Source organism: Nocardioides agri (assembly GCF_013778305.1).
In the GTDB taxonomy this organism is placed as follows: Bacteria; Actinomycetota; Actinomycetes; order Propionibacteriales; family Nocardioidaceae; genus Nocardioides; species Nocardioides agri.
Genome location: NZ_JACEIC010000002.1, coordinates 2905731 through 2931647 on the forward strand (window position 1 = coordinate 2905731; position 25917 = coordinate 2931647).

Below are 25917 nucleotides of genomic sequence, written 5' to 3' on the forward strand. Positions count from 1 at the left end.
GCGGCACTGCTCATCATCGTCGTGATCGCGGCGGTCCTCTGATGGCCGAGCCGCTGCTGCGGGAGCTCAACCGCCTCCGGGCGCTGGTCCTCGATCCCGAGGTGCTGGTCAAGGCGGTCGCGTCGGGCCGGCAGAAGGGTGAGCAGCCGACCTGGCGCCGGGCCGAGATGCGCTACGTCGACCTCAAGGCGGGGCGCCACCTCCAGGTCACGACCTACGACGACACCCAGGCGTTCACCGCCAACCACGCCGTCGGCGACGCGGCCCGGGACGCGGTCGACGCGCTGCTCGACGAGCCGTTCGCGAGCTGGCACGTCGACACGACGACCCAGAGCCACCAGCTGCGGGTGACGAAGAAGCTCGAGGCGGTCGTGCACACCGCCGACCGCTCGGAGCCCGTCGCCGCGGAGCGCGAGCACGACCGCGACAAGCAGCGGCTGCTCCCCGAGGACGACCCGGTCTTCGTCGCGCTCGGCATCGCCGACGCCGACGGGAGGCTCAAGCCGAGCCGGCAGGCGAAGTACCGCCAGGTCGAGGAGTTCCTGCGGTTGCTGGACGCCTCGATCACCGACGCCCTCGACAAGGGGCACCTGCGGCGGCCCACCGCCGACGACCCGCTGCGCATCGCCGACCTCGGCTGCGGCAACGCCTACCTGACCTTCGCCGCCCAGCGCTACCTCGGCGGCGTGCGGGGGCTGCCGGTGCGGCTGACCGGCGTCGACGTGAAGGAGCAGTCGCGCGAGCACAACGCGCGGGTCGCCGCCGATCTCGGCGTGGCTGCGCAGTTCGTGGTCGGCACCATCGGCGGTGTCGCGCTCGACCCCGCCCCGGAGGTCGTGCTCGCCCTGCACGCCTGCGACACCGCGACCGACGAGGCCCTCGCCCAGGCGGTGCGCTGGCAGGCGCCGCTCGTGCTCGCCGCGCCGTGCTGCCACCACGACGTGGCCGCCCAGCTCCGCAAGGCACCGACCCCTGCGCCGTACGCGATGCTCACCCGCCACGGCATCCTGCGCGAGCGGCTCGCGGACACCCTCACCGACGGACTGCGGGCCAGCCTGATGCGCCAGCAGGGCTACCGGGTCGAGGTCGTGCAGTTCGTCGAGAGCCAGCACACGCCGCGCAACACGATGCTCCGCGCCGTGCTCACCGGCGGGCCGGTCAAGGGCGGGTCGGTGCGCAAGGAGTACGACGAGCTGGTCGCCTCGTGGGGCATCCGGCCCAAGCTCGCCGAGCTGCTCGACGCCTGATGCTCGACAAGCTGCTCGGCGTGGCGTCGGCGCTGGCCTACGCCGCCGGCACCGTCGCGGCGCCCGCGGCGCCCGACGCCGCGGTCGTGCTCACCTTCGAGGACCCGAACATCGTCGAGTCCAGCGGGCTGGTCGCGGCCGGCAAGCTCTTCGTCACCACCAACGACTCCGGCGACGGTGGCCGGGTCTTCGTGGTCGACCGGTCCGGCGCCACTGTCGGGACCACGTCGTGGGAGCCCGGGCCGCGGGACGCCGAGGCCCTGGCGCCGGCGGGTGACGGGGCCGTCTGGGTGGGCGACACCGGCGACAACGCGCGCTCGCGCGACTCGGTCACCGTGCTGAGGGTGCCGGTCGGCCGCACCTACCAGACCGTGATGCCCGCGTCGTACGAGCTGGTCTACCCCGACCACGCCCACGACGCCGAGACCCTGCTCGCGCACCCAGGCACCGGCCAGCTCTTCGTGGTGACCAAGGACGTCTTCGGCGGGACCGTGTACGCCGCGCCGAAGCGGCTGTCCGCGGACCGGCCCAACGAGCTGACCGAGGTCGCGCACGGCCCGTCGATCGCGACCGACGGCTCGTTCTTCCCCGACGGCCGGCACTACGTCGTGCGCGGCTACGCCCGGGCCACGGTCTACTCGTTCCCGGACTTCGAGGTGGTCGGCTCGTTCCGGCTGCCCCAGCAGCGACAGGGCGAGGGCATCTCCGTCGGCGGGGCCGACGAGCTCTACCTCACCACCGAGGGACAGTTCACCGACCTGCTGCGCATGGAGCTGCCCCCGGACGTCGCGGCGGCCATGGCGCCGACCCCCATGCCGGAGCCGGATCCGGCGCCCACGGCGGCCGCCGGGGACGGCGCCGGCTCCTGGTGGCCGTGGCTCGCCGGCATCGCCGCGTTTGCTGGGGTCGGCGGCTGGCTACTCATCCGCCGTGGTGCGGCTGCGTAGGACCTCCCCCGAACAGCCCGGCTGGAGCCGGCGCAGGGCGGGGCGCGGGTTCGTCTACCTCGACGAGCACGGTGCCCGCCTGCCCGAGGAGGACGCCCAGCGGGTCCGCGACCTCGTCATCCCGCCGGCGTGGACGAACGTGTGGGTCACGCCGTACGAGAACGGCCACCTCCAGGCGGTCGGCACCGACGACGCCGGACGCCGGCAGTACCTCTACCACCCCGACTGGCGGGCCCGCCGCGACGCGGAGAAGTTCGACCGGATGCTGGAGTTCGGCAAGGCGCTGTCGCGGGCGCGCGAGCTCGTCGTCGCCGACATGGGGCGCGAGGGGATGCCGCTCGAGCGCGCGTGCGCGGTCGCCGTACGCCTGCTCGACCTCGGCTACTTCCGGATCGGCAACGACGTCTACGCCGACACCCACGGCTCCTTCGGGCTGACCACGCTGGAGCGCCGGCACGTACGGCGTCGCCAGGACCGGCTGGTCTTCCACTTCATCGGCAAGTCCGGGGTCGAGCACCGGATCGAGATCGACGACGCCACCGTCATCGAGGCCATCGACATCATGCGCCGCCGCCGCGGCGCCGACCTGCGGCTGCTCGCCTACAAGAACGGACGCGGCTGGCGCTCGGTCCTCCCCGAGCTCGTCAACGAGTACGTGCGGGCCTCGACCGGGCTGGAGGCGACCGCGAAGGACTTCCGGACCTGGCACGCCACCGTGCTCGCGGCCGCCGCCCTGGCCGAGACCGAGGAGCCGGGCGTGACGAAGGCGTCGCGCAAGCGGGCGGTGGCCGGGGCGATGAAGGAGGTCGCGTCCTTCCTCGGCAACACGCCCACGCTCGCGCGGTCGTCGTACGTCGATCCGCGCGTCGTCGACGCCTACGAGGAGGGCCGCACGATCGAGCGCGCGACGGCCCGCCGGTATGACACGGTGGACGAGCGACAGGCTGCGCTCGAGCGAGCGACACTGAGGCTGATCAAGGGGACCTGATGCAGATCACCGCCGTCCAGGGCGACATCACCCAGCAGCACGTGGACGCGGTCGTCAACGCCGCCAGCAACGCGATGCGCGGCGGCGGCGGCGTCGACGGGGCGATCCACGGCGCCGGCGGCCCGGCGATCCTCGAGGACTGCGTCGCGCGCTTCCCCGACGGTCTCGCGACGGGCGACGCCGGGTGGACGACCGCCGGCGCCCTGCCCGCGCAGTGGGTGATCCACGTCGTCGGGCCCAACCGCACCGCGGGCCAGACCGACCGCGGCCTGCTGCTCTCCTGCTACCGCCGGGCGTTCGAGGTCGCCGACGAGCTCGGCGCGCGCACGGTCGCGTTCCCGCTCGTCTCCGCCGGCATCTACGGCTGGCCCAAGGACGACGCCATCGCGTGCGCGCTGGAGGTCCTCCGGTCGGCGAGGACCTCCGTCGAGGAGGCGCGGCTGGTGGCGTTCGACGCGGCGACGTACGAGCGAATCGAAGAACTTCTGCGCCAGGTGTCGATCCCGGGCCGGCGCCGTTCGTCTGGGTTGCGAGAGGGGTCGGCAGGCGACCCCGTCGGAGAGGACATGCGATGAAGTACATGCTGATCATGCGGGCGAACGACGAGGCGTACGCGCGCTTCGCGGACGTCGACTTCAACGAGATGCTCGAGACGATGGGCAGGTTCAACGAGGAGCTCATCAACGCCGGCGTCCTGGTCGCTGCCGAGGGTCTCGACGACGCCGAGCAGGGGGTCGTCGTGGACTACTCGTCGCAGCCGCCGGTCGTCACCGACGGACCGTACGGCGAGACCAAGGAGCTCTTCGGTGGCTACTACATCCTCGACGTCGCGTCGAAGGAGGAGGCCGTCGAGTGGGCCAAGCGGATGCCGATGACCGGGCCGGGCATCAAGACGGAGATCCGGCGGGTGCCCAGCATCGACGAGTTCCCGCAGGACAGCAAGTGGATCATGAAGGAGCGCGCGTGGCGGGAGTCCACCGGCCAGCTGTGAACGCCGCCACTCGCCAGGCGGTCGAGGCGGTGTGGCGCATCGAGTCCGCCCACATCGTCTCGACCCTGGCGCGCTACACCGGCGACTTCGCGCTGGCCGAGGACGTCGCCCAGGAGGCGCTCGCCGCGGCGCTGGTGACCTGGCCGCGCGACGGCGTACCGGCCAGCCCGGCCGGGTGGCTGCTCACGACCGGCCGCCGGCGCGCGATCGACGCGTTCCGGCGGCGGTCGGCCCTCGACGAGCGGTACGCCGCCCTCGCTCACGAGGCCGAGGCGACCGAGGAGCTCGACTGGGACCCCGAGGCGATCGAGGACGACGTGCTCACGCTGATGTTCATCGCCTGCCACCCGACGCTCAGCCGGGAGTCCCAGGTCGCGCTCACGCTGCGCGTCGTCGGCGGCCTGAGCAGCGACGAGATCGCCCGCGGCTTCCTGGTGCCGACCGCGACCGTGCAGGCCCGGATCACCCGGGCCAAGAAGGCCCTCGACGGAGTGCCCTTCGAGGTGCCGCCGCCGGACGAGCGCCGGGAGCGGCTCGGCTCGGTGCTGAGCGTCGTCTACCTGGTCTTCACCGAGGGGTCGGCCGGGTCGCTGCGCGTCGACCTGGCCCGCGAGGCGGTCCGGCTCGCCCGGATGCTGGCCCGGCTGGCGCCCGAGGAGGCGGAGACGCACGGGCTGCTCGCGCTGCTCGAGCTCACCGCGGCGCGCTTCCCCGCGCGGCTCGACGCCGCGGGAGATCCCGTGCTGCTGGCCGACCAGGACCGCTGGCGCTGGGACCGCTCCGCGATCCTCCGCGGCCGGGCGGCGCTCGCCGTGGCGCAGCGGACCGGCCGTGGCCTGGGGGCGTACGGCGTGCAGGCCGCGATCGCGGAGTGCCACGCGGTTGCGGCGTCCGTGGACGCCACCGACTGGGCCCAGGTCGTGGTGCTCTACGACGCGCTGGAGCGGCTCGCACCCTCACCGGTCGTCACGCTCAACCGCGCGGTGGCGGTCTCGATGGCCGACGGGCCGGAGGCGGCGCTGCCGCTCGTCGACGCCGTCTCGCTGCCCGGCTCCCACCTGGTGCCGACCGTGCGCGGTGAGCTCCTGGTCCGGCTCGGGCGGGCCGAGGAGGCGCGTGGCGAGTTCGAGGCCGCCGTGCTCCTGTGCGGCAACGACGGTGAGCGCCGGGTGCTGGAGCGCAAGCTCTCGGCGCTCGCTACCAGCTGAGCTCGATCTCCAGCTCGCGGCCCTCGTCGCCTGCCTCGAACTCGACGCTGAGGTCCACCTCGTCCGGCACGTGCACCGTGAACCGGCGGCCGTTGCGCTCGAACTCGAACGCGTTGTTGCTCGCGAGCGCGTCGGCGATCTCGTGCAGCCGGGCCGCGGCCTCCTCGCGTCGCAGGGTCCGCTGCTCCTCGAACTCGATCAGGTCCATTCCTCGACGGTACAGACGCCGCCCTCGCCCTGGGGAGGCGTCCAGACCGTGGCGTCGTGGGCGAACAGGACCCGCCGCGGGTCCATCGCCAGCAGCCGGGGCAGCCACGGGCTGGTGCGGTCCGCCGCCCACTGCGCCGCCGTCTCGTGGGTCTGGCCGGCGAGGATCACGGTGCCGTCGTCGCACCGGAGCACCACCGACTGGTGGCCGTCGACGTGACCCGGCGTGGGGATCACGGCGACCCCCTCGGCGATCTCGTGCTCGCCGTCGAGGAGCTCGTAGGTCGCGCCCGCGAAGTCGACGAGGTGCGGCACCGTGTAGTCCGGCGTGCTGCGCGCGGTCGCGAGCTCGGTGCGCTGCGCCAGGATCGGCCTGCGCGCGAAGAGCGGGTTCGCACCGACGTGGTCGAAGTGCAGGTGGCAGTTGACCACCACGTCGACGTCGTCGGCGGTCAGGCCGACCCCGTGCAGTGCCTGCTCGATCGGGATGCGTTGCGGCCGGTACCAGGCCTCGGTCTCCGACCCGGCGTCTCCCATGCCGGTGTCGAGGAGGAGGACGCCGGCCGGGGTCCGCACGACGTACGCCAGCAGACGCTCGACCCGTTCCGACCTGGTGCCGGTCTCCGCCATGGGCCGGGTGAACGAGCCGAGGTCGAGCCGTCGTACGTCGTCGATGCGCACGCCGTCGACCCTAGGTGACCAGTCAGAGCCGCTCGACCACCCAGTCGATGCAGGCGGTGAGCGCCTTGATGTCGGCGGGGTCGACCGCGGGGTACATGGCGATCCGCAGCTGGTTGCGGCCGAGCTTGCGGTAGGGCTCGGTGTCCACGATGCCGTTGGCCCGCAGGACGGCGGCGATGCGCGAGGCGTCGACGGGGTCCTCGAAGTCGACCGTGCCGATGACCAGCGAGCGGTCCGCCGGGTCCGCGACGTACGGGAAGGCGTACGGCGACTTCTCGGCCCACGTGTAGAGGTGGTCGGAGGAGGCGGTGGTGCGCGCCACCATGCCGTCGAGCCCGCCGGAGGAGTTCATCCAGTCGAGCTGCTCGGCCATCAGGAAGAGCGTGGCGACCGCGGGGGTGTTGTAGGTCTGGTTGAGCGCGGAGTTGGAGATCGCGGTCGGCAGGTCGAAGAACGCGGGGATGTGCCGGTCCGAGGCGCCCAGAGCCGCGGCCCGCTCGAGCGCGGCGGGGGAGAACACCGCGAGCCACAGGCCGCCGTCGGAGGCGAAGGACTTCTGCGGAGCGAAGTAGTAGACGTCGCACTCGGTGACGTCGACCGGCAGGCCGCCGGCACCCGAGGTCGCGTCGATGAGGACGAGGGCGTCGGAGGCGATGCCGGCGGGCCGCACGACCGGCGCCATGACCGCGGTCGAGGTCTCGTTCTGCGCCCACGCGTAGACGTCGACGCCGTCCTCCGCGACCGCGACCGGCCGCGACCCGGGCTCCGACGCGATCACCGAGGGGTCGGACAGCCACGGCGCCGCAGCGGCGGCCGCGGCGAACTTCGCTGAGAACTCGCCGAAGGACAGGTGCTGGGACCGCGTCTGGATCAGGCCGTAGGTCGCGATGTCCCAGAACGCCGTGGCGCCGCCGTTGCCGAGCACGACCTCGTAGCCGTCGGGCAGGGAGAAGAGCGACGAGAGGCCCGACCGGACGCGCCCGACGAGGTCGCGCACCGGCGCCTGGCGGTGCGACGTGCCCATCAGCGACGTGCCGGTCGCAGCGAGGGCGTCGAGGTGCGAGGTCTGGATCTTCGAGGGACCCGCGCCGAACCGCCCGTCGGCGGGCAGCAGGTCGGCGGGGATCTGGAGGGCGTCGGTCATGGCTACCTTCCGCGCAGGGTTGCAGGGGTCGTCCCTGACGACGCTGTCAGCGATGACATTCTGTCACCTACCGAGGTGCCGTCCGATGAGGAGTCCAGTGAGCGTCGAGATCCGCCGGGTCGGCTACGGCCACCCCGACGCTGCCCTGCTGATCGCGGAGGTGCAGGCCGAGTACGTCGTCCGCTACGGCGGTCCGGACGAGACGCCCCTCGACCCGCTGATGTTCGACCCGCCCGAGGGCAGCTTCTTCGTCGGGTACGTCGAGGGGCGGCCGGTCGCCACCGGCGCCTGGCGTCGCTCCACCGTCGCGGCGCTCGGCACGGCGCGGACCGCGGAGATCAAGCGGATGTACGTCGCACCCTCCGTCCGCGGCCGCGGGCTGGCCCGGCGGATGCTGGCGCACCTCGAGGCCAGCGCGGCGGAGCACGGCGCCGAGGCGATGGTGCTCGAGACCGGCCTCGCGCAGCCCGAGGCGATCGCGCTCTACGAGTCCAGCGGCTACCAGCCGGTCCCGGCCTTCGGCCACTACCAGGACGCGCCGCTGTCCCGCTGCTACGCGCGTCGCGTCGAGCGCCCGATCACCAGGTAGCGCTCGTCGTCGATCGGCCCGCCCCAGTAGGCCGGGTCGTCGAGCGGCACGAGCTCGGGATGGAGGCCGGCATCCTGCACGAGGTCGACGGCCCGGGCGGCGGTGAGGCCGGCGCCGGTCGACCACGAGCCCTCGATCAGCACCAGGCGGCCGTCGGGGGCGAGCAGCCGCACCCAGCGGGCGAGCGCCGACGCCGGGTCGGGGAGCGCCCACAGCACGTGCCGGCACAGCACGACGGCGTACGCCGCGTCGCTCAGCGGCGGATCGGCGGCGTCGCCGACGACGAACGCGGTGCCGGGGTAGGAGCCTGCCTTCGCGGACGCGCGCCGCACCATTTCCCGGGAGAAGTCCACGCCGTCGACGCGGTGTCCCTCCTCGGCGACCAGCTGCGCGAGGGAGCCGGTGCCGCAGCCGAGATCGGCGACCCGGGACGGGATCGACGGCAGCACCGAGACGAGCAGGGTCCGCCAGGCGTCGCGCACGAGCGGGTCGTGGAGCCCGTGATCGGCCTCGTCGTCGAACCGTGCCGCCTCCGCGTCCCACGCGGCAGGATCCCCGGACTCCATCTCCCCACCCTATGTTGGTGCCGTGCTGCTGCCACCCAAGGTCGCCCACGGCGTCGCCGACGGCTCGGTGACGCTCGCCTACCGCCGATGGGCGAAGCCGGACGTGCGGGTCGGTGCGGAGTTCCGCACCGTCTCCGGGGTCGTGCGGGTCGACGAGGTCGATGTCGTCGATCCGGACACCATCTCCGACGAGGACGCGCGCCAGGCCGGCTGGCCCGACGCCGCGCGGCTGCGCAGGCAGCTCGACAAGGTGGAGCAGCCGACGACGTACCGGGTGCGGCTGAGCTGGGCCGGGCCCGATCCGCGCGTCGCGCTGCGCGAGTCGGCCGACCTCACCGACGCCGACGTGGCGGACATCGACGCGCGGCTGGAGCGGCTGGACCGGGCCAGCAGCCACGGGCCGTGGACGATGGCGACCCTCGACGTCATCCGTCGGCGGCCGCACACCCGCGCCCCCGACCTGGCCGAGGAGATGGGCCGCGAGCGGGACCCCTTCAAGATCGACGTCCGCAAGCTCAAGAACCTCGGCCTGACCCGCAGCTTCGAGGTCGGCTACGAGGTCTCCCCGCGTGGCCTGGCCTACCTGGAGCGGACGACGCGGCGCTAGCGTCGCCCGCCGCGCTCCCAGCGATGGACCTCGACCGCGGTGAACCCGGCGAGCGCGGTCCGCGCCTCGTCCTCCGTCGCGGCCAGCACCGCGGCGCCGAGCAGCCGGGCGCCGTCGTCGGAGAGCAGCGGGCCGAGGCCGACGAGGCCGTCCCCGGGCACCGCCAGCCCGTCGTACGGCGTGGGCTCGCTGAAGCCGATCGCGAGGACGCCCGCGGTGGCGGTCCCGCCCGGACGCGTCCAGGCGGTGCGGCGCAGCAGCACGTCGCGGTAGGCACCGGCCTGGTAGCAGGGCTCGTCGAGGACGAAGTCGCGGGCGGCCGCGACGTCGGGGAGGTCGACGACGTGGACGCTGCCGCTGGGCGTCTCGTCGTCGAAGGTCGGCCCCCGCTCGACCAGGTCGAAGCGGTCCATGTAGGACCAGTGCTCCTCGGTCATCTCGGCACGCAGCGGCGTCGACCCGTCGCGGTCGCGGTGGTAGCAGAAGAACTCCATGTCAGCGCGCGCTGAGCGCCCGCTGCGCCTGCCACCGCCGCTGCTTGTCGACGAACCTGATCGACGAGCGCTGCACGAAGCCCGGGAAGAACCGGCCCAGCCGCCACGCCACCCGCGCCTGCACCGGGGTGACCAGCATCGCCTTGTCGGCAGCGACGGCCTCGAGCACCTGGCCGGCGAAGACGTCGGCGGGCAGCGGCTGCTTCACACCCTGGCCCTTGAGGTAGTAGTCGCGGCCGTGGAAGCGGCCGAGGTGACCCTTGTCGAGGATCGGGGTGTCCACCGCGGCCGGGCAGACGACGGTGACGCCGACGCCCTTCGACGCCGCCTCCGACCGCAGCGCCAGCGACAGCCCGACCACGGCGTGCTTGGTCATCACGTAGGACGTGATGAGGCCGGCCGCCATCAGCCCGCCCATCGACGCGGTGTTGACGATCTGCCCGTGGCCGCGCCGGACCATCAGCGGGTACGCCGCCGCGACGCCGTGCACCACGCCACGGATGTTGACGTCGATGATCGCGTTCCACTGGTCGAGCGTCAGGTCCTCGGTCTCGCCGCCGAACGTGATGCCCGCGTTGTTGAACATCAGGTCGGGCTCGACCTCCTCGACCAGCGCCCGGACGGCGCCGGCGTCGGTGACGTCGAGGCGCACGGCCCGGGCGCCGATCGGCCCGGCGACCGCGGTCGCCGCGTCGAGGTCGAGGTCGGCGCACACGACGACCGCGCCGACCGCCGTCAGTGCCCGGGACAGCTCGGCGCCGATGCCCGACCCGGCGCCCGTGACGATCGCGGACTTCCCCGCGAAGTGGCTGCTCACTGACCCCACGCCGACTGCCACCCGTCGACCTCCGACGCCGGGCGGGCCGCAGGGCCGGTGTAGATCGCGGACGGGCGGATCAGCCGGCCGGTCCTCTTCTGCTCGAGGATGTGCGCCGACCAGCCGCCGGTGCGGGCGCAGGTGAACATCGACGTGAACATGTGCGCCGGCACCTCGGCGAAGTCGAGCACGATCGCCGCCCAGAACTCGACGTTGGTCTCGAGCACCCGGTCCGGCCGCCGCTCGCGCAGCTCGGCCAGCGCCGCCTGCTCGAGCTGCTCGGCGACCTCGTAGCGCGGCGCGCCGAGCTCGCGCGCCGTCCGCCGGAGCACGCGGGCGCGGGGGTCCTCGGCGCGGTAGACACGGTGCCCGAAGCCCATCAGCCGCTCGCCGCTGTCGAGCAGCTCCTTGACGTAGGCCCGGGCGTCGCCGCGCCGCTCGACGTCCTCGATCATCCCGAGCACCCGCGACGGCGCGCCGCCGTGCAGCGGGCCGCTCATCGCGCCGATCGCGCCGGAGAACGCGGCCGCGACGTCGGCGCCGGTCGAGGTGATCACCCGGGCGGTGAACGTCGAGGCGTTCATGCCGTGCTCGGCCGCGGAGCTCCAGTAGGCGTCGATCGCGTGGGCGTGGGCGGGATCCGCCTCGCCCTTCCAACGGATGAGGAACTTCTCGGCGAGCGTCCGGCCCTCGTCGACCGTCCGCTGCGGCACCACCGGCTGGTGCAGCCCGCGCGCCGACTGGGCGGCGTACGAGAGCACCATGACGGCCAGCCGGCCGATGTCCTCGCGCGCCTGCTCGTCGCTGATGTCGTAGGTCTGCCCGAACCCGAACGCCGGCGCCAGCATCGCGACCGCCGCCTGCACGTCCACCCGCACGTCGCCCGTGTGCACGGGCAGGTTGTAGGGCTCGGCGGGGGAGAGGCCCGGCGTGTAGGAGCCGTCGATGAGCAGCCCCCAGACGTTCTCGAACGGCACCCGGCCGACGATCTCCTCGATGTCGACGCCGCGGTAGCGCAGCGCGGACCCTTCCTTGTCGGGCTCTGCGATCTGCGTCTCGAACGCGACGACGCCTTCCAGCCCGTGATGCACCTCGGTCACCCGCGCATTGTGCCCGCCCGCTGGCCTAGGGTCGAGGGCATGGATCTGGCGGGTCTCCGGGAGGAGTACGGGCGGGCCGGGCTGGATGAGGCGGATCTGGCCCCCGACCCGGTCGAGATGTTCCGGCGGTGGATGCAGGAGTCGGTCGAGGCTGGCCTGCACGAGCCCAACGCGATGGTGGTCTCGACGGTCGGCGCCGACGGCGCCCCGTCGTCGCGGATGGTGCTGCTCAAGGGCCTGTCCGAGGACGGCTTCGTCTTCTACACCAACACCGGGTCGCGCAAGGGCGTCGAGCTCGCCGGCAACCCCCGGTGCGCGCTGCTCTTCCCCTGGCACCCGCTGGAGCGGCAGGTGCGCGTCGACGGCTTCGCCACCCCGGTCTCCGCGGACGCGGTCGCGGCGTACTTCGCCGTCCGGCCGCGCGGCTCGCGGCTCGGCGCCCACGCCTCCCACCAGTCGCGGCTCACCACCCGGGAGGAGCTCGCGGCGGCGTACGCCGAGGCGGAGGCGCGCTATCCGGGCGACGTCCCGGTGCCCGAGGAGTGGGGCGGCTACGTCGTTCGTCCCGAGGCCGTGGAGTTCTGGCAGGGCCGGCCCGGCCGGATGCACGACCGGCTGGTCTACCGGCGTGCGGAGGGCGGCTGGGTCACCGAGCGGCTGGCGCCGTAGTCCGCCTCCGCGGCAGGCCGAGCGCCAGCGCGGCGACGGTCAGGAACCCACCCAGGCCGGCGAGGTACCACGGCAGCGCGACGGGGATGCCGAGGTAGACCGTGATGCCGAGGATCCGTGAGAGGCCCCAGGGCAGCAGCGCGAGCTGGTCGTTCCAGGTCGTCATCGCATCCTCGAGGCCGACCGCGCCGACGAGCAGGCCGATCGCCGCCATCGCCACCCCCACGACGGCCAGGCACGCGGCCGCCGCCCGGCGGCGACCGGTCGAGGCGGCGAGCGACCAGACCAGGCACGCGAGCACCCAGCCGAAGAGCACGAACGAGACCACGACGTACGCCGTGCGCTGGGTGGGCTCGGCCCAGAACCCGAACCAGTAGCCGCCGGGGCCGCGCACCGACAGCGCCCCGAGCAGGAGCAGGGTGCGCAGCGTGATCGCGCCGCCGACCGCGGTCGCCACCCACCACGAGCGGGTCGCGACGACGGCGGCCGCGAGCACGGCCCAGCCGAGCCCGACGAGCAGCAGGTGCGCCGGCGCGAGGAACCAGGTGAGGACCAGGCGGCTCCACAGCACCGCGACCAGCGGGATGCCGAGCGCCAGCGCCTTGTGCACCGGCGCGGGCTCGCGCCACGGGGTCAGCGCGGCGCTCACCATGGTGCGGCCGGTGCGCGTCAGCGCCAGCAGCAGCACGACGAGCAGCAGCCCGGCGCGGGCCAGCCAGGCCATCGGCAGGTCGCGGGCCGCGCGCTCCTCACCGAGCCGGGCCGCGGTCAGGTTGTAGGCGGGCAGGTCGAGGTCGTCGCCGTACGTCGCCACGTGGTCGGCCGCCGCGGCGTCGAACCGCTCGCGGGCGGTGGCCCACGCGTCGCGCGCCTCGCCGTCCCCGGTGTCGAGCCACTGGGCATGCCGGAGCACCATCGTGCGGTACGCCGCGAGCAGCTCGAAGAGGTTGACCTGGTAGTCGAGCGTGTCGAGGAAGTGCAGGCGCAGCTCGGCGTCGCGCCAGGTCCCGGGCTCGGTGCCCGCGACCAGGTCGCGCATCCGCTCGGCGGTCGCGACAGCGGCGTCGCCCTCGGCGATCGCCTCGTCGAGCCGGTCCTCGGACACCGAGTAGATGACGTCGAGGACGGCGCTGTCGCCGGTGAGGATGTCCCACTCGAAGATCCACATCATCGGCGGCGGCTCGAGCCCGATCGCGTACACCCGCTCGTCGGCGTACGGGCCGATGTAGAGGCCGTGCGTGACGGCGTCCCGGGAGAGCGCCATCGCCTCGGAGATCTGCTCGACCGTCCCGGCGTCGTCGGAGAACCAGCGGCGCGCCCAGTCCGCGGTGATCGCCGCGACGTCGGCGTCGGGGTCGCGGGCGAGGCGCGCGCCGAGCACGGTGTTGAGCTCGTAGAGCTGCCAGAAGCCGGAGGTGAGCTCGAGCGTCATCGGCCCGGCGCGCCAGGGGCCGCCGTCCTGGGTCCAGGTCCAGACGCCCTCGACGCGGGGGTTCGCGGCGAGGAAGTGCTGGAGCGCCTGCTGGTAGAGGTTGCCGAGGTCGTTGGGCAGCGCGCCGTACGACTCGAACTCGCGGCGGCTCTGCAACTCGACGATCCGGCGCTGGTCGCCGACCTCGAGGGTGTCGTTGAGCGGCAGGTGGGAGTAGAAGTCGCCGAGGGTGTACTTCGTCGAGACGATGAGGTTCGGGCTGTCGATGCCGTCGAGCACCTCGGCGTAGGAGTCCTGGTTGGTGTGCATGTCGCCCACGGCGCCGACGCCCACGCTCCAGGTCCGGAAGATCACGGTCCTGCCCGCGCGCTCGGCCTGTCCGGTGAGCGCCTCGAGCATCGCCCGGACGGCCGGCACCGTGGTGACCGCCAGGTCGGAGTAGTAGTCCCAGCCGTCGAGGTCGTAGACCGTCCCGGCCTCGCCGATGCGGATCAGCACGCCCTCGAGGTAGGGCATCTCGCGGTAGACCTCGTCGAGCGCCTTCGCGTAGACGTCCCAGAGCGCGGGGTCCTCGGCGTCGAGCTCGAACTCGCTGGTGAGGTAGTCCTCCAGCGGCGTGGTGAGCGCGAGCATGTCGGTGCGCAGGTAGACCTTCAGCCCGAGGTCGTGGAGCTCCTCCCAGATCGGGCCGAAGGCCCGGCGCATCGCCTCGGCCCGGGCGGCGTGGTCGTCGTCCTCGTCGTACACGCCGGGCACGTCGGCGAACGTGACGTACTCCAGGAAGCCCGGGATCGCGATCGCGTTGTAGCCCTCGGCCAGCACGTGCTCGGCGTACGTGCGCACGCTGTCGTGGGCCGCGCGCAGGGCCGTGGCGTCGACGTACGGCGCCTCGTCGAGGATGACGTCCTCGAACGCCTTGGAGGTGTGGGTGTAGTCCTCGCCGCCCTCCCACTCCTCGGCGTCGGGGGCGACGCCGGCGGCGCCCAGGTCGACCATCCGGAAGGGCAGCCGGGAGGTGACGGTCTCGCCGAGGTGCTCGGCGAGGGACCGGCCCTCACGGACCGCGAGCGCGAGGTCGTAGATGCCGCGGACCGCGCCGGTCTCGCTGGCGGCGTCGATCCGGAGGTCGGTGGGGCTGCCGTCCAGCCGGTAGGAGTCGTCGTCCGGATCGCCGTCGTCGAACCGGACCGTCAGGTCGGCGACCCCCCGCCGGGCGTCGGTGGTGTGGAGGGCCGCCTGCAGCTCCGCGAGAGCCAGGTCGGTGCGCGGGCCGCCGGAGGCGTCGATGCTGGCGAACGTGGGGGGCGGGACGGTCGCCCGCGCGGGGGCGGCCGCCAGCTGTTCGACCGGCACCTGCTTGTCCTCGGTGCGGATGCCCAGCTGGTCGGAGATGCCCGTCGCCACCAGGCCGCCCAGCAGTCCCAGCACCACCAGCACGACCGCGACCTGCAGCCCTCGACGTCGACCTCGCACGGGCGAACTGTAGGGCCGCCGTCCCGGTCGTCGACGAGCGCACCCCGGAAAACCGATTGGTGAGTGAGTGCTCACTCATTTAGGCTGGTGCGTCGTGGAGACCGAGAAGAGGGAGCGGGCCCGGCCGCTGGCGCCCGACGAGCGCCGGGAGGCGCTCATCGCCGCGACCCGGCCCCTGCTCTACGAGCACGGCCGGGCGGTGACGACGCGGCTGATCGCCGAGGCGGCGGGGGTGGCGGAGGGCACGATCTTCCGGGTCTTCGAGTCCAAGGAGGAGCTCGTCGACGCGGCCATCGAGCGTGCCTTCGAGCCCGGCGACGTCATCGCGCGGATCGAGGAGATCGACCCCGACCTGCCGCTGCGCGACCGGCTCGTCGTGCTCGTCTCGATCCTCCAGCAGCGCTTCCGGGCGACTTTCGGGCTGATGCAGAAGGTCGGCCTCGTCGGCCCGCCGCGGCACCTGCACGACTCCGAGCAGGCCGCCGCCTGGCGGGCCCGCCAGGAGCTGCTGCTGCTCGCCGTGCTCGGTGCCGACCGCGACCAGCTCCGGGTCCCCGCCGACCACTTCGTCCACGTCCTGCGGCTGCTGACCTTCTCCGGCAGCCACGACCTCATCTCCGACGGCCGGCTGCTGACGCCGGAGGAGATCGTCGACTCCCTGCTGCTCGGACTCCTGAGGAGAGACTGATGCTGATCCGACTGCTGCGCGACATGCTGGCGCCCTACAAGCCGTGGCTGGCTGTCGTCGTCGTCTTCCAGTTCCTGGGCGTGCTCGCGATGCTCTACCTGCCCACGCTCAACGCCGACATCATCGACAACGGCGTCGCGAGGAACGACACCGGCTACATCCTGGACGTCGGCGCCGTGATGCTCGTGGTGTCCCTCGGCCAGATCGTCTGCTCGGTGGTCGCCGTCCGCTTCGGCTCCCGCACCGCCATGAGCTTCGGTCGCGACGTCCGGGCCGCGCTCTTCCACCGGGTCGGCACGTTCTCGGCCCGGGAGGTGCAGCACTTCGGTGCGCCGTCCCTGATCACGCGCACGACCAACGACGTGCAGCAGGTGCAGATGCTGGTGCTGATGTCGTGCACGATCGCGGTGTCCTCGCCGATCATGATGATCGGCGGCGTGGTCATGGCACTGCGCGAGGACATGGGCCTCGGCTGGATCCTCGCCGTCGCGGTGCCGGCCCTCTTCCTCTGCGTCGGCTTCGTCGTGAGCCGGATGGTGCCGAACTTCCGGCTCATGCAAGGCCGGATCGACGAGGTCAACCGGGTGCTCCGCGAGCAGATCACCGGCATCCGTGTCGTGCGCGCCTTCGTCCGGGAGCCCTACGAGACCGAGCGCTTCGGCAAGGCCAACGACGACCTCACCGACGTCGCCGTCGCCGCCGGCCGGTGGATGGCCACGATGTTCCCGCTGGTGATCCTGGTCGTGAACGTCTCGAGCGTCGCAGTCATCTGGTTCGGCGGCCACCGCATCGACAACGGGGAGATGGAGGTCGGCGCGCTGACGGCGTTCCTCTCCTACCTGATGCAGATCCTGATGAGCGTGATGATGGCGACGTTCATGCTGATGATGATTCCCCGGGCGTCGGTCTGCGCGGATCGCATCGCCGAGGTGCTCGGCACCCACACGTCGGTGCCGGCCCACGAGGACGTCGTCGCCCCCGACCCGGCACTGCGCGGCCACCTCGAGCTGGACCACGTGACCTACGCCTACCCCGGCGCCGAGGAGCCGGTGCTCGCCGACGTCTCCTTCGAGGCCCGCCCCGGCCAGACCGTCGCGGTGATCGGCTCGACCGGCGCCGGCAAGACCACCCTGGTCAACCTGGTGCCGCGGCTCTTCGACGCGACGGAGGGAGAGGTGCGCGTCGCCGGGCACGACGTACGCCGCCTCGACGCGGACCAGCTGTGGCAGCAGATCGGGCTGGTGCCGCAGAAGGCCTACCTCTTCAGCGGGACCGTGCGCAGCAACCTCCAGTACGGCAAGGAGGACGCGACCGACGAGGAGATGTGGGCCGCGCTCGAGGTCGCGCAGGGGCGCGACTTCGTGGAGGCGCTGCCCGAGGGCCTGGACGCCCCGGTCGTCCAGGGCGGCACGAACTTCTCCGGCGGCCAGCGGCAGCGGCTCGCGATCGCGCGGGCGCTGGTGCGCCGGCCGGGGATCTACCTCTTCGACGACTCCTTCTCGGCGCTCGACCTGGCGACCGACGCCCGGCTCCGGGCGGCGCTCAGACCCGAGACGACCGACGCGACCGTGCTGATCGTCGCGCAGCGGGTGTCCACGATCCGCGACGCGGACCTGATCATCGTGCTCGAGGACGGCCGCGTCGTCGGCCGGGGCACCCACCACGAGCTGCTCGCGGAGTGCGGGACCTACCAGGAGATCGTCACCTCCCAGCTGACCGCGGAGGAGGCGGCATGAGCACCACTCCCACCGACAAGACCCAGGGCTTCCGGAAGACCGAGCGCATCGAGGCGCCCCTGGGCGGACCCGGTCGCGGCCCGATGGGCGGCGGCATGGTCGGCCAGAAGGCGATGGACTTCGGCCCGTCCGCCAAGCGGCTCGTCGGCCTGATGCGTCCCCACCGCGGCCAGGCGATCGCGGTCGTCGTGCTCGGCATCGCGAGCGTGATCGCGATGTCGGTCGCGCCCCGGATCCTGGGCCACGCGACCGACCTGGTCTTCAACGGCTTCATCGGCAAGCAGTTCCCGGCCGGCACCCCCGACTCGGCGCTGCCCGAGGCGGTCCAGGGGATGGGCGTCGTGCCCGGTCAGGGTGTCGACTTCGACGCCGTCGCCCACGTGCTGATGATCGTGCTCGCGCTGTACGTCGCGGCGTCGCTGCTCGCCTGGCTGCAGGGCTACATCCTCAACACCGTCGTGCAGAACACCGTCCGGCAGATGCGCGAGGACGTCGAGGAGAAGATCAACCACCTGCCGCTCAACTACTTCGACCGCTCCCCGCGTGGCGAGCTGCTGTCCCGCGTCACCAACGACATCGACAACGTCAGCCAGACCCTCCAGCAGACGATGAGCCAGCTGCTCACCTCGCTGATGACCGTCGTCGCCGTGCTGGTGATGATGTTCTGGATCTCGCCCCTGCTGGCCCTCGTCGCGCTGGTCACCGTCCCGCTGTCGCTGCTGGTCACCGCGCAGATCATGAAGCGGTCCCAGGGCCAGTTCGTCGCGCAGTGGCGGCGTACGGGCAAGCTCAACGCCCAGGTCGAGGAGGCCTACTCCGGCCACGCGCTGGTCAAGGTCTTCGGCCGCCAGGCCGAGGTCGAGCGGGCGTTCGCCGCCGAGAACGACGAGCTCTTCGAGGTCAGCTTCGGCGCCCAGTTCGTGAGCGGGCTGATCATGCCGACGATGATGTTCGTCGGGAACCTCAACTACGTGCTGGTCGCCGTCGTCGGCGGCCTGCGGGTGGCGAGCGGCTCGCTGTCGCTGGGCGAGGTGCAGGCGTTCATCCAGTACTCCCGCCAGTTCACGCAGCCGCTGACCACCGTCGCGTCGATGACGAACCTGCTGCAGTCCGGCGTCGCCTCGGCCGAGCGGGTCTTCGAGCTGCTCGACGCCGACGCCGAGCCTGCCGACGCGCCCGCGCTCACGGCGCCGTCCGTCCGCCGCGGCGAGGTCGCCTTCGAGCACGTGTCGTTCCGCTACGAGGCGGACCGCCCGCTCATCACGGACCTGTCGATGGTCGCCCGGCCGGGGCAGACGGTCGCCATCGTCGGGCCGACCGGCGCCGGCAAGACCACGCTGGTCAACCTCGTGATGCGCTTCTACGACGTCGACGCGGGCCGGATCACCCTCGACGGCGTGGACATCACCGCGATGCCCCGCGCCGCGCTGCGGGGGCAGATCGGCATGGTGCTGCAGGACACCTGGCTGTTCGCGGGCACCATCCGGGACAACATCGCCTACGGACGCCCCGGCGCCACCGAGGACCAGATCCTGGAGGCGGCGCGGGCGACGTTCGTGGACCGGTTCGTGCACTCGCTGCCCGACGGCTACGACACGCTCATCGACGAGGAGGGCTCGAACCTCTCCGCCGGCGAGCGGCAGCTGGTCACGATCGCCCGGGCCTTCCTCACCGACCCCGCGCTGCTGATCCTCGACGAGGCCACCAGCTCGGTCGACACCCGCACCGAGCTGCTGCTCCAGCACGCGATGGCGGCGCTGCGCACCGACCGGACGTCGTTCGTGATCGCCCACCGGCTCTCCACGATCCGTGACGCGGACCTGATCCTGGTGATGGAGGACGGCGCGATCGTCGAGCAGGGCGACCACGAGTCGTTGCTCGCCGCCGACGGTGCCTACGCCCGGCTCTACAACTCCCAGTTCGCGGCCGGCGCGGTCGAGGAGGAGGCGGGCGTGTGACGGTGACGGTGACGGTTTCACCGGTGCACCGGTGAAACTGTCACTTCTCGGCCGATGCAACGCCTGAGAAGTGACAGGAGAGCCTGAGGAGTGGGCCGATCGGCCGCCAGTTAATCCCCTTGAACCCGTCGCGGCCCCGACCTAGCGTGGTGCCACACGGGAAAGGAGGTGGTCCGAAGAATGAGTTCTTTCAGGACGCGTGAGGTGGCTGCCCGCTAGCAGCCCATCAGCAACGCTCGGGGTGGAGCCACTCCGAGAAGGCTGCTGGTGAATCCGAAGCAGTCACCCGACCCGCAGGCGATCCGGCCTTCACGTCCGCCGGAGCCGGGCCCCACCAGGGGCTCGACGCCTGCGGGTCGCTGCATTTCGCGTGCATGCCGCTGCAGGTCGACGTACGGCGGGCCTCAGCCGACGCCGACTCCCTCGCCGGCCCCATCCTGGGCGTCCGCCGCGGCCGCCTCGGCGGCAGCAGCGCGGGCCGCCGCCTCCTCGAGCTCGGCGGCCGCCCTGGCCAGCGCGTCCTCCGCCAGGTCGTTGGCCTGGACCGTGCGCGTGGCGAGCATGGCCACGACGGAGAAGGCCACCCACACGGCGCCCAGGCAGACGAGCAGGCGCAGCAGCGCCACGTCGGGGGAGAGCGTGCCGCTCACCTGGGCGGCCCACAGCGCGGGCGAGCTGACGACGATCGTGCCGAGCACCACCGGCCACGAGAAGGGGCTCACGCGCTCACCGCCAGGTGCGCGTCGACGGTGACGACGCCCTCGGAGCGGATCTGCTCGGCACCGATGAGCTCCTGGTAGGAGAGCACCGCGAGCCGGGGGACGATCGGGCCCACGAGCCGGCGCAGCGGCGCGCGCAGCTGCGGTGCGCAGACGAGCACGGGCCGGATGTTCTGGTTCTCCACGTTGGCGCTCAGCTGCGCGAGGTTGGTGATCATCTGGTGGCTGGACTCCGGGTCGAGCGCGACGGTCATCCCGTGCTCGCCGGCCCGCAGCGTCTCGAGGATCTGCTGCTCCAGCTGCGGGTCGAGCGTGAGCACGTGCAGCGCCTTGTCGACGAGGTACGGCGCGGCGATCGCGCCACTGAGCGCCTGACGCGCGGCCTCGACGAGCGGGTCGAGCTCCTTGGTGCGCGTGGCCCGCAGGGACAGCGCCTCGAAGATCCGGACCAGGTCGCGGATCGCGACGTTCTCGGAGAGAAGCTCCTGGAGCACCCGCTGGATCTCGCCCAGGGTGAGCTGGGTCGGGGTGAGCTCCTCGACGACGACGGGGTGGGTGCGCTTGACGACGTCGACGAGCATCCGGACGTCCTCGCGGCCGAGCAGCTGCGCGGCGTGCTGGGTGACGACCTCCGCCAGGTGCGTCGTGATGACGGACGCGCGGTCCACGACCGTCGCGCCGCTGAGCTCTGCTTGGCTGCGCAGCTCGGCCGGGATCCACTTGGCGTCGAGCCCGAAGACCGGCTCGCGAGTCGGCTGGCCGGAGAGGGAGCCGAGGAAGTCGCCGATGGCCAGCACGGTGCCCGGCGGCGCCTCGCCGCGGGCGACCTCGATGCCGAAGAGCATGATCGCGTAGGTCTGGCTGGGCAGCTGGAGGTTGTCGCGGGTCCGCACCGGCGGCGCGACGATGCCGAGGTCGGTCGCGATCTTGCGGCGCAGGGACTTGACCCGGTCGAGCAGGTCGCCGCCGGACCGGGGGTCGACGAGGTCGATGAGGTCGCCGGAGAGCTCGAGCCCGAGCGGGTCGACCTGGATCTCGGCGGCGAGCAGCTCCGGGGTGTCCGTCGCGGCGGCGATCTGCGCCTGCTCCGTCTGCTCCTGCTCGGTGGCGGCCTCCTGTGCGGCGCCGGCGCGGGCCGAGGCGACGAGCATCAGGCCACCGCCGAGGATGAACGGCAGCTTGGGCAGGCCCGGGATCAGGCACAGCGCCAGCGCGCCGAAGCCGGCGACCCGTAGCGGCATCGGGTTGGCCATGATCTGCCGGATGATGTCGGAGCCCATGTCCCGGTCGTTCGTCGAGCGGGTCACGATGAGGCCGGTCGCGACCGAGAGCAGCAGCGCCGGGATCTGGGAGACGAGGCCGTCGCCGACGGACAGCAGGCTGTACGTCGTCACGGCCTCGCCCATCGGCATGCCCATCTGGCCGACGCCGACGGCGAACCCTCCGATGAGGTTGACCAGGGTGATGATGATCGCGGCGATCGCGTCGCCCTTGACGAACTTCGAGGCACCGTCCATCGCGCCGTAGAAATCGGCCTCCGCGTGCACCTCGGCGCGGCGCGTGCGGGCCTGGTCCTCGTCGATGAGCCCGGAGTTCAGGTCGGCGTCGATCGCCATCTGCTTGCCGGGCATCGCGTCGAGGGTGAAGCGGGCGCCGACCTCGGCGACCCGGCCGGCACCGTTGGTGATGACGACGAACTGGATGACCAGGAGGATCGCGAAGACGATCAGTCCGACGATCAACGAGCCGCCGACCACGAAGTGTCCGAACGTGTCGATCACCTTGCCGGCGAAGCCGTCGAGCAGCACGAGGCGGGTGGCGCTGACGTTGAGCGCCAGGCGGAAGAGCGTGAGGACCAGCAGCAGCGCGGGGAACGCCGAGAAGTCGAGCGGGCGGTGCACGAACATCGACACCATCAGCACGAGCAGCGCGATCGTGATGTTGAGCGCGATGAGCAGGTCGAGCACGGCGGCCGGCAGCGGGACGACCAGCATGACGACGATCGCGACGACGCCGATGGGGACTCCGAGCTGGCTCATGCGCTTCACGGGCACGGGGTGGGCCTCCGGGGTAGGGGAACGGGGTCGATCGGGAGCGGTGCTGGGCGTGCCGTCCGTGGCACCGGGTGTGACTCCGTCCTGGGGTCCGGGAGATCTATCGGCCGGCCGGTGCCGCGCCTGAGGGTTCTCGGCGGCGGCGTGGCGTCTTCGGCACCTCGGGCAGCGGCGCGTTCGGGCGCGGCGTGCCGTGCTCGCCGCCGCGGTGGCCGTTGGTGCGCCGGCTGATGACGAACGCGAGCACCTGCGCGACGGCGGCGAAGAGCTCGGCCGGGATCTCCTGGCCGACCTGGCACGAGGAGTAGAGGGAGCGGGCGAGCGGCACGTCCCGGACCAGCGGCACCTGCGCGTCGCCGGCCTTCTCGCGGATCGACGCGGCGATCACGCCGGCGCCGCGCGCGACCACCCGGGGCGCACCGCGCTCGGGGTCGTAGCGCAGCGCGACCGCGACGTGCGTCGGGTTGACCAGCACGACGTCCGCCGTGGGCACGTCCGCCATCATCCGGTTGCGGGCGGCGGCGAGCTGGCGGGAGCGGATCGCGCCCTTGAGCTGCGGGTCGCCCTCGGAGTTCTTGTGCTCCTGCTTGACCTCCTCCTTGGTCATCTTGGTCTGCTTGCCGACCTGGCGCCGCTGCACGAGGTAGTCGGCGGCGGCCATCACCAGGCCGAAGACGGCGACGTTGCGCAGCAGGGAGAGCGCCGTCGCTGCGGTGTTGTCGAGGACCGCCTGCATGGGCACCAGGCCGCCGACGAGCGGGAGGACGGACTTGATCGCGACCCAGGCGAGCACGGCCACGACCGCGGACTTCGCCAGCATCTTCCCGCCCTCCCAGAGGGTCTTCATGCTGAACAGCCGCTTGATGCCCTGGAGCGGGTTGAGCTTCGAGAGCTTCGGCTTCACCGCCTTGGACGCGATGAAGAAGCCACCCTGGGCGATCGCGCCGGCCACGCCGACCAGCATGACCCCGCAGCCGAGCAGCAGGGTCGCGACCAGGAAGTGCCACAGCCCCTCGCCGAGGAGGTCGAGGGCCTTCGCGAGGTCCGCGCTGCCGCTGACGACGAAGCACTGGGCCATCAGGTCCCGCAGCGCGACGATCTCGTGCCCGACCAGCTTCGGCACGCTCATCGCGAACAGGGCCAGGGCCGACCACGCGCCCAGCTCCTGGGTCCGCGGGACCTTGCCCTCCTTGCGGTTCTCCCGGTTCTTCTTGGCTGTGGGCTTCTCGGTCTTCTCACCGCTCATGCCTGGTCACCCCCGTCACCCGGCTCCGGACAGCGAGCTCATCGCCTGGTTGGACAGGTCGACCAGGTGCTCGAGCACGCCCGGCAGCACCGGGAAGGAGAGCCCGACGATCAGCAGCGTGAGCGCGATCTTGATCGGGAACATCACGGACATCGCCTGCATCTGTGGCGCGATCTTCGTCATCAGCGCGAGCCCGAGGTCGGCGATGATCAGGACCGCGATCATCGGCAGGGCGATCTGCACGGCCGTGGTGAAGAACAGGCCGAACGCCGTCAGCACGACGGCGTCCGCACCGCTCCAGTCCGGGGTGGTGCCGAGCGGCAGGTACTGGAAGGTCTTCAGCAGCCCGCCGATGACCATCAGGTGCCCGCCCGTCGCGAAGAGCAGTGCGGTCGCCAGCGACTGGTGGAACTTGCCGAACACGGTGTTGGTGTTCATCGACATCGGGTCGAAGCCCTGGGCGAGCGAGAACCCGCCGAAGACGTCGACCAGGCTGCCGGCCGCGGCCACCGCGCCGAGCAGGAGGTAGGTGACGAAGCCCATCGCGACGCCGATCAGCACCTGCGTGAGGACGTTCATCAGCAGGCCGAAGGTGTCGAGCGGGATCTGGTCGCCGTTCGGCACCGCGGCGAAGGCGAGGCCCAGGCCGAGGACCACCTTGGCCAAGGTCGGGATGGTGCGCCCGGAGAACGGCGGCACGACGGCCAGCCACGCCATGATCCGCACCGAGGCGAGCAGGAACGCGACCAGCGGCTCGCCCGAGACGGTCAGGGTCATGGAGGTCGGGGTCGCCCGTCAGCCGAGCAGGCTGGGGATGCGGTCGAAGAGGTCGTGGGTGAACGCGACCAGCGTGTGCATCATCCAGTTGCCGCACAGCAGCAGCGCGACTCCGATGCCGAGCAGCTTCGGCACGAAGGAGAGCGTGACCTCCTGGATCTGGGTCAGCGACTGGAAGAGCGAGACGGCGAAGCCGATGACGAGCGCGGTCACCAGGATCGGAGCGCACAGCTTGAGCGAGACGACCATCGTGTGCAGCGCGATGTCGATGATGGCGGTGTCGGTCATGGCACCTACCCGTAGCTCGCGACGAGGGACTTGATGACGAGGGCCCAGCCGTCGACCATCACGAACAGCAGGAGCTTGAACGGCAGCGACACCATCACCGGCGGCATCATCATCATGCCGAGCGCCATCAGGGCGCCGCTGACCACCAGGTCGATCACCAGGAACGGGATGAAGATGATGAACCCGATGATGAACGCCTGTTTGAGCTCGGTGAGCACGAACGCCGGGATCAGCGTCGTCATCGGCACGTCCTCGCGGGTGGCCGGGACCTCGCGGTCCGCCACGTTCGTGAGCAGCTCGATCTCGTCGTCGTCGGTGTTCTCCAGCATGAACTCGCGGAGCGGCTGGCTGCCGGCGTCGAACGCGACGGAGGCGGTCATGTCGCCCTTGAGGTAGGGCTGGAGCGCCAGGTCGTTGATGTCGCCGACGACCGGGGCCATCACGAAGAGGCTCAGGAAGAGCGCCAGGCCGGCGAGCACCTGGTTCGGCGGGGTCTGCTGGAGACCGAGCGCGTTCCGGGTCAGGCCGAGGACCACGAAGATCTTCGTGAACGCCGTGCAGCTGAGCAGGATGGCCGGCAGCAGCGAGATCAGCGTCAGGCCGATGAGGACCGTCACCGAGGTGCTCGGGCTGTCGGCGAGCCCGTCGAGCCCGATGGTCACGTCGGAGCTGCCGGTGCCGGACGGGCCACCGGGCCCGTTCGGGCCGGACGGAGCGGCGTTGGCGGCGAGTGGCATCGTCACGGCCGGCACCACGACGGTGACGACCAGCGCGCCGAGGACGATGGCGACGCGGCGTACGGAGGCGATCACGAGGCCCTCCTGGTGGCGACGGCCAGCGCCTGGCGCCAGGTGGCGGGGCTCAGCACGGAGCCCGTGAGCGGGCCGCTCGGGCCGGCCGTCGGGCGGGGCAGGCTCCGCGCCGCCGGCTTGACGGCTGCGGGAGTCTCGGCGCCGCCGTGGTCCTCCACGCCCTCCGTGTCGGCGTCCTCACCGGTCAGGTGCAGGACCTCCGCGTCGGTGAGGTCGGGCTCGAGGTAGCCGACGACGTCCTCGGGGTCGAGCTCGGTCAGCACGCGGACCTGGTGCTCGGTGGTGCCGAGCACGAGGACCTTGCTGCCGACGGTCACGACCGAGACGGCGGCACCGCGGGAGAGGTGCTGGCGGTGCACCACCTGGACGAGAGCGTCCTTGCCGCCGCGGAACCGGCGGGCGCTGAACCTCGCGATGAGGAGCAGCAGGCCGAGGACGATGGCCAGTGAGAACACCAGCCGGATGGCGAGCTCGAGCAT

At 72.1% G+C, this 25917-nt stretch carries 27 protein-coding genes; 12 read left to right on the forward strand and 15 right to left on the reverse strand.

Features of this window, described 5'->3' with window-relative positions; translation table 11 throughout:
• Positions 1-41: 41 nt before the first annotated feature.
• The 6 genes from HZF07_RS18605 to HZF07_RS18630 are packed head-to-tail and all read left to right on the forward strand — an operon-like array spanning position 42 to position 5381.
• A complete protein-coding gene (locus HZF07_RS18605) occupies positions 42-1247 on the forward strand; it encodes a class I SAM-dependent methyltransferase (RefSeq protein WP_157343714.1) in 1206 nt (401 codons plus the stop codon).
• A complete protein-coding gene (locus HZF07_RS18610) occupies positions 1247-2194 on the forward strand; it encodes a hypothetical protein (RefSeq protein WP_157343716.1) in 948 nt (315 codons plus the stop codon). The genes HZF07_RS18605 and HZF07_RS18610 overlap by 1 nt, the downstream gene beginning before the upstream one ends.
• Entirely contained in the window at positions 2178-3182 is a 1005-nt protein-coding gene (locus tag HZF07_RS18615) for a DNA topoisomerase IB (protein ID WP_181645369.1), read from the forward strand. Before HZF07_RS18610 ends, HZF07_RS18615 begins: the two co-directional genes overlap by 17 nt.
• Positions 3179-3757: an O-acetyl-ADP-ribose deacetylase gene (locus HZF07_RS18620; RefSeq protein WP_157345709.1), complete on the forward strand. Its 579-nt coding sequence runs from the start codon at positions 3179-3181 to the stop codon at positions 3755-3757. The genes HZF07_RS18615 and HZF07_RS18620 overlap by 4 nt, the downstream gene beginning before the upstream one ends.
• A complete protein-coding gene (locus tag HZF07_RS18625; protein WP_157343718.1) occupies positions 3754-4173 on the forward strand; it encodes a YciI family protein in 420 nt (139 codons plus the stop codon). The genes HZF07_RS18620 and HZF07_RS18625 overlap by 4 nt, the downstream gene beginning before the upstream one ends.
• Positions 4170-5381: an RNA polymerase sigma factor gene (locus HZF07_RS18630; RefSeq protein WP_309504841.1), complete on the forward strand. Its 1212-nt coding sequence runs from the start codon at positions 4170-4172 to the stop codon at positions 5379-5381. The genes HZF07_RS18625 and HZF07_RS18630 overlap by 4 nt, the downstream gene beginning before the upstream one ends.
• Here the strand turns inward: HZF07_RS18630 and HZF07_RS18635 are convergent.
• Genes HZF07_RS18635 through serC form a run of 3 tightly spaced genes read right to left on the reverse strand, consistent with a single transcriptional unit; the run spans position 5371 to position 7413 of the window.
• Positions 5371-5589, reverse strand: coding sequence for an amphi-Trp domain-containing protein (locus HZF07_RS18635; protein WP_157343720.1), 219 nt, complete (start codon positions 5587-5589; stop codon positions 5371-5373). The two genes, HZF07_RS18630 and HZF07_RS18635, sit on opposite strands and share 11 nt — an antisense overlap.
• Positions 5580-6269, reverse strand: coding sequence for an MBL fold metallo-hydrolase (locus HZF07_RS18640; RefSeq protein ID WP_309504842.1), 690 nt, complete (start codon positions 6267-6269; stop codon positions 5580-5582). The genes HZF07_RS18635 and HZF07_RS18640 overlap by 10 nt, the downstream gene beginning before the upstream one ends.
• A gap of 22 nt (positions 6270-6291) precedes the next feature.
• Positions 6292-7413, reverse strand: coding sequence for a phosphoserine transaminase (gene serC, locus HZF07_RS18645; protein WP_157343722.1), 1122 nt, complete (start codon positions 7411-7413; stop codon positions 6292-6294).
• A gap of 85 nt (positions 7414-7498) precedes the next feature.
• On the opposite strand from serC, the gene HZF07_RS18650 reads away from it, so the two are divergent.
• Positions 7499-8002: a GNAT family N-acetyltransferase gene (locus HZF07_RS18650; RefSeq protein ID WP_157343724.1), complete on the forward strand. Its 504-nt coding sequence runs from the start codon at positions 7499-7501 to the stop codon at positions 8000-8002.
• On the opposite strand, the gene HZF07_RS18655 is transcribed toward HZF07_RS18650, so the two are convergent.
• Positions 7966-8568, reverse strand: coding sequence for a class I SAM-dependent methyltransferase (locus HZF07_RS18655; protein ID WP_157343726.1), 603 nt, complete (start codon positions 8566-8568; stop codon positions 7966-7968). The genes HZF07_RS18650 and HZF07_RS18655 overlap by 37 nt on opposite strands.
• Before the next feature lie 22 nt (positions 8569-8590).
• Between HZF07_RS18655 and HZF07_RS18660 the strand changes: the two genes are divergently transcribed.
• Positions 8591-9175 (forward strand): hypothetical protein, encoded by a 585-nt coding sequence (locus tag HZF07_RS18660; protein WP_181645371.1) that lies wholly within the window; start codon positions 8591-8593, stop codon positions 9173-9175.
• Here HZF07_RS18660 and HZF07_RS18665 read toward each other — a convergent pair.
• Genes HZF07_RS18665 through HZF07_RS18675 form a run of 3 tightly spaced genes read right to left on the reverse strand, consistent with a single transcriptional unit; the run spans position 9172 to position 11586 of the window.
• Positions 9172-9669 carry a YciI family protein gene (locus HZF07_RS18665; protein ID WP_157343728.1) on the reverse strand — a complete coding sequence of 166 codons (498 nt, stop codon included), beginning with the start codon at positions 9667-9669 and terminating at the stop codon, positions 9172-9174. The two genes, HZF07_RS18660 and HZF07_RS18665, sit on opposite strands and share 4 nt — an antisense overlap.
• Position 9670: 1 nt before the next feature.
• A complete protein-coding gene (locus tag HZF07_RS18670) occupies positions 9671-10486 on the reverse strand; it encodes an SDR family NAD(P)-dependent oxidoreductase (protein WP_198346427.1) in 816 nt (271 codons plus the stop codon).
• The gene (locus HZF07_RS18675; RefSeq protein WP_181645373.1) at positions 10483-11586 is read right to left on the reverse strand and encodes a citrate synthase 2; all 1104 of its coding nucleotides are present in this window, start codon (positions 11584-11586) and stop codon (positions 10483-10485) included. The genes HZF07_RS18670 and HZF07_RS18675 overlap by 4 nt, the downstream gene beginning before the upstream one ends.
• A gap of 39 nt (positions 11587-11625) precedes the next feature.
• Here HZF07_RS18675 and pdxH point away from each other — a divergent pair, with 39 nt between their 5' ends.
• Positions 11626-12255 carry a pyridoxamine 5'-phosphate oxidase gene (pdxH, locus tag HZF07_RS18680; protein ID WP_157343729.1) on the forward strand — a complete coding sequence of 210 codons (630 nt, stop codon included), beginning with the start codon at positions 11626-11628 and terminating at the stop codon, positions 12253-12255.
• On the opposite strand, the gene HZF07_RS18685 is transcribed toward pdxH, so the two are convergent.
• A complete protein-coding gene (locus HZF07_RS18685) occupies positions 12233-15160 on the reverse strand; it encodes a hypothetical protein (protein ID WP_181645374.1) in 2928 nt (975 codons plus the stop codon). The two genes, pdxH and HZF07_RS18685, sit on opposite strands and share 23 nt — an antisense overlap.
• A 94-nt stretch (positions 15161-15254) precedes the next feature.
• Between HZF07_RS18685 and HZF07_RS18690 the strand changes: the two genes are divergently transcribed.
• Genes HZF07_RS18690 through HZF07_RS18700 form a run of 3 tightly spaced genes read left to right on the forward strand, consistent with a single transcriptional unit; the run spans position 15255 to position 19542 of the window.
• The gene (locus HZF07_RS18690; RefSeq protein ID WP_309504843.1) at positions 15255-15848 is read left to right on the forward strand and encodes a TetR/AcrR family transcriptional regulator; all 594 of its coding nucleotides are present in this window, start codon (positions 15255-15257) and stop codon (positions 15846-15848) included.
• A complete protein-coding gene (locus HZF07_RS18695; RefSeq protein ID WP_157343731.1) occupies positions 15848-17584 on the forward strand; it encodes an ABC transporter ATP-binding protein in 1737 nt (578 codons plus the stop codon). Before HZF07_RS18690 ends, HZF07_RS18695 begins: the two co-directional genes overlap by 1 nt.
• The gene (locus tag HZF07_RS18700) at positions 17581-19542 is read left to right on the forward strand and encodes an ABC transporter ATP-binding protein (RefSeq protein ID WP_157343733.1); all 1962 of its coding nucleotides are present in this window, start codon (positions 17581-17583) and stop codon (positions 19540-19542) included. Before HZF07_RS18695 ends, HZF07_RS18700 begins: the two co-directional genes overlap by 4 nt.
• 404 nt (positions 19543-19946) lie before the next feature.
• On the opposite strand, the gene HZF07_RS18705 is transcribed toward HZF07_RS18700, so the two are convergent.
• The 7 genes from HZF07_RS18705 to HZF07_RS18735 all read right to left on the reverse strand — a co-directional run bounded on the left by HZF07_RS18705 (position 19947) and on the right by HZF07_RS18735 (position 25917).
• Positions 19947-20264 (reverse strand): hypothetical protein, encoded by a 318-nt coding sequence (locus tag HZF07_RS18705; protein WP_157343735.1) that lies wholly within the window; start codon positions 20262-20264, stop codon positions 19947-19949.
• Entirely contained in the window at positions 20261-22300 is a 2040-nt protein-coding gene (gene flhA, locus HZF07_RS18710) for a flagellar biosynthesis protein FlhA (protein WP_157343736.1), read from the reverse strand. Before flhA ends, HZF07_RS18705 begins: the two co-directional genes overlap by 4 nt.
• Positions 22301-22415: 115 nt before the next feature.
• Positions 22416-23561 carry an EscU/YscU/HrcU family type III secretion system export apparatus switch protein gene (locus HZF07_RS18715; protein ID WP_157343738.1) on the reverse strand — a complete coding sequence of 382 codons (1146 nt, stop codon included), beginning with the start codon at positions 23559-23561 and terminating at the stop codon, positions 22416-22418.
• A 15-nt stretch (positions 23562-23576) separates the two neighbouring features.
• Entirely contained in the window at positions 23577-24338 is a 762-nt protein-coding gene (locus HZF07_RS18720; RefSeq protein ID WP_157343740.1) for a flagellar biosynthetic protein FliR, read from the reverse strand.
• Positions 24339-24356: 18 nt separating this feature from the next.
• Positions 24357-24626: a flagellar biosynthesis protein FliQ gene (fliQ, locus tag HZF07_RS18725; protein WP_157343742.1), complete on the reverse strand. Its 270-nt coding sequence runs from the start codon at positions 24624-24626 to the stop codon at positions 24357-24359.
• Between the two features lie 5 nt (positions 24627-24631).
• Positions 24632-25438, reverse strand: a complete 807-nt coding sequence (gene fliP / locus HZF07_RS18730; RefSeq protein ID WP_309504844.1) for a flagellar type III secretion system pore protein FliP — start codon at positions 25436-25438, stop codon at positions 24632-24634.
• A complete protein-coding gene (locus HZF07_RS18735) occupies positions 25435-25917 on the reverse strand; it encodes a flagellar biosynthetic protein FliO (RefSeq protein WP_157343744.1) in 483 nt (160 codons plus the stop codon). The genes fliP and HZF07_RS18735 overlap by 4 nt, the downstream gene beginning before the upstream one ends.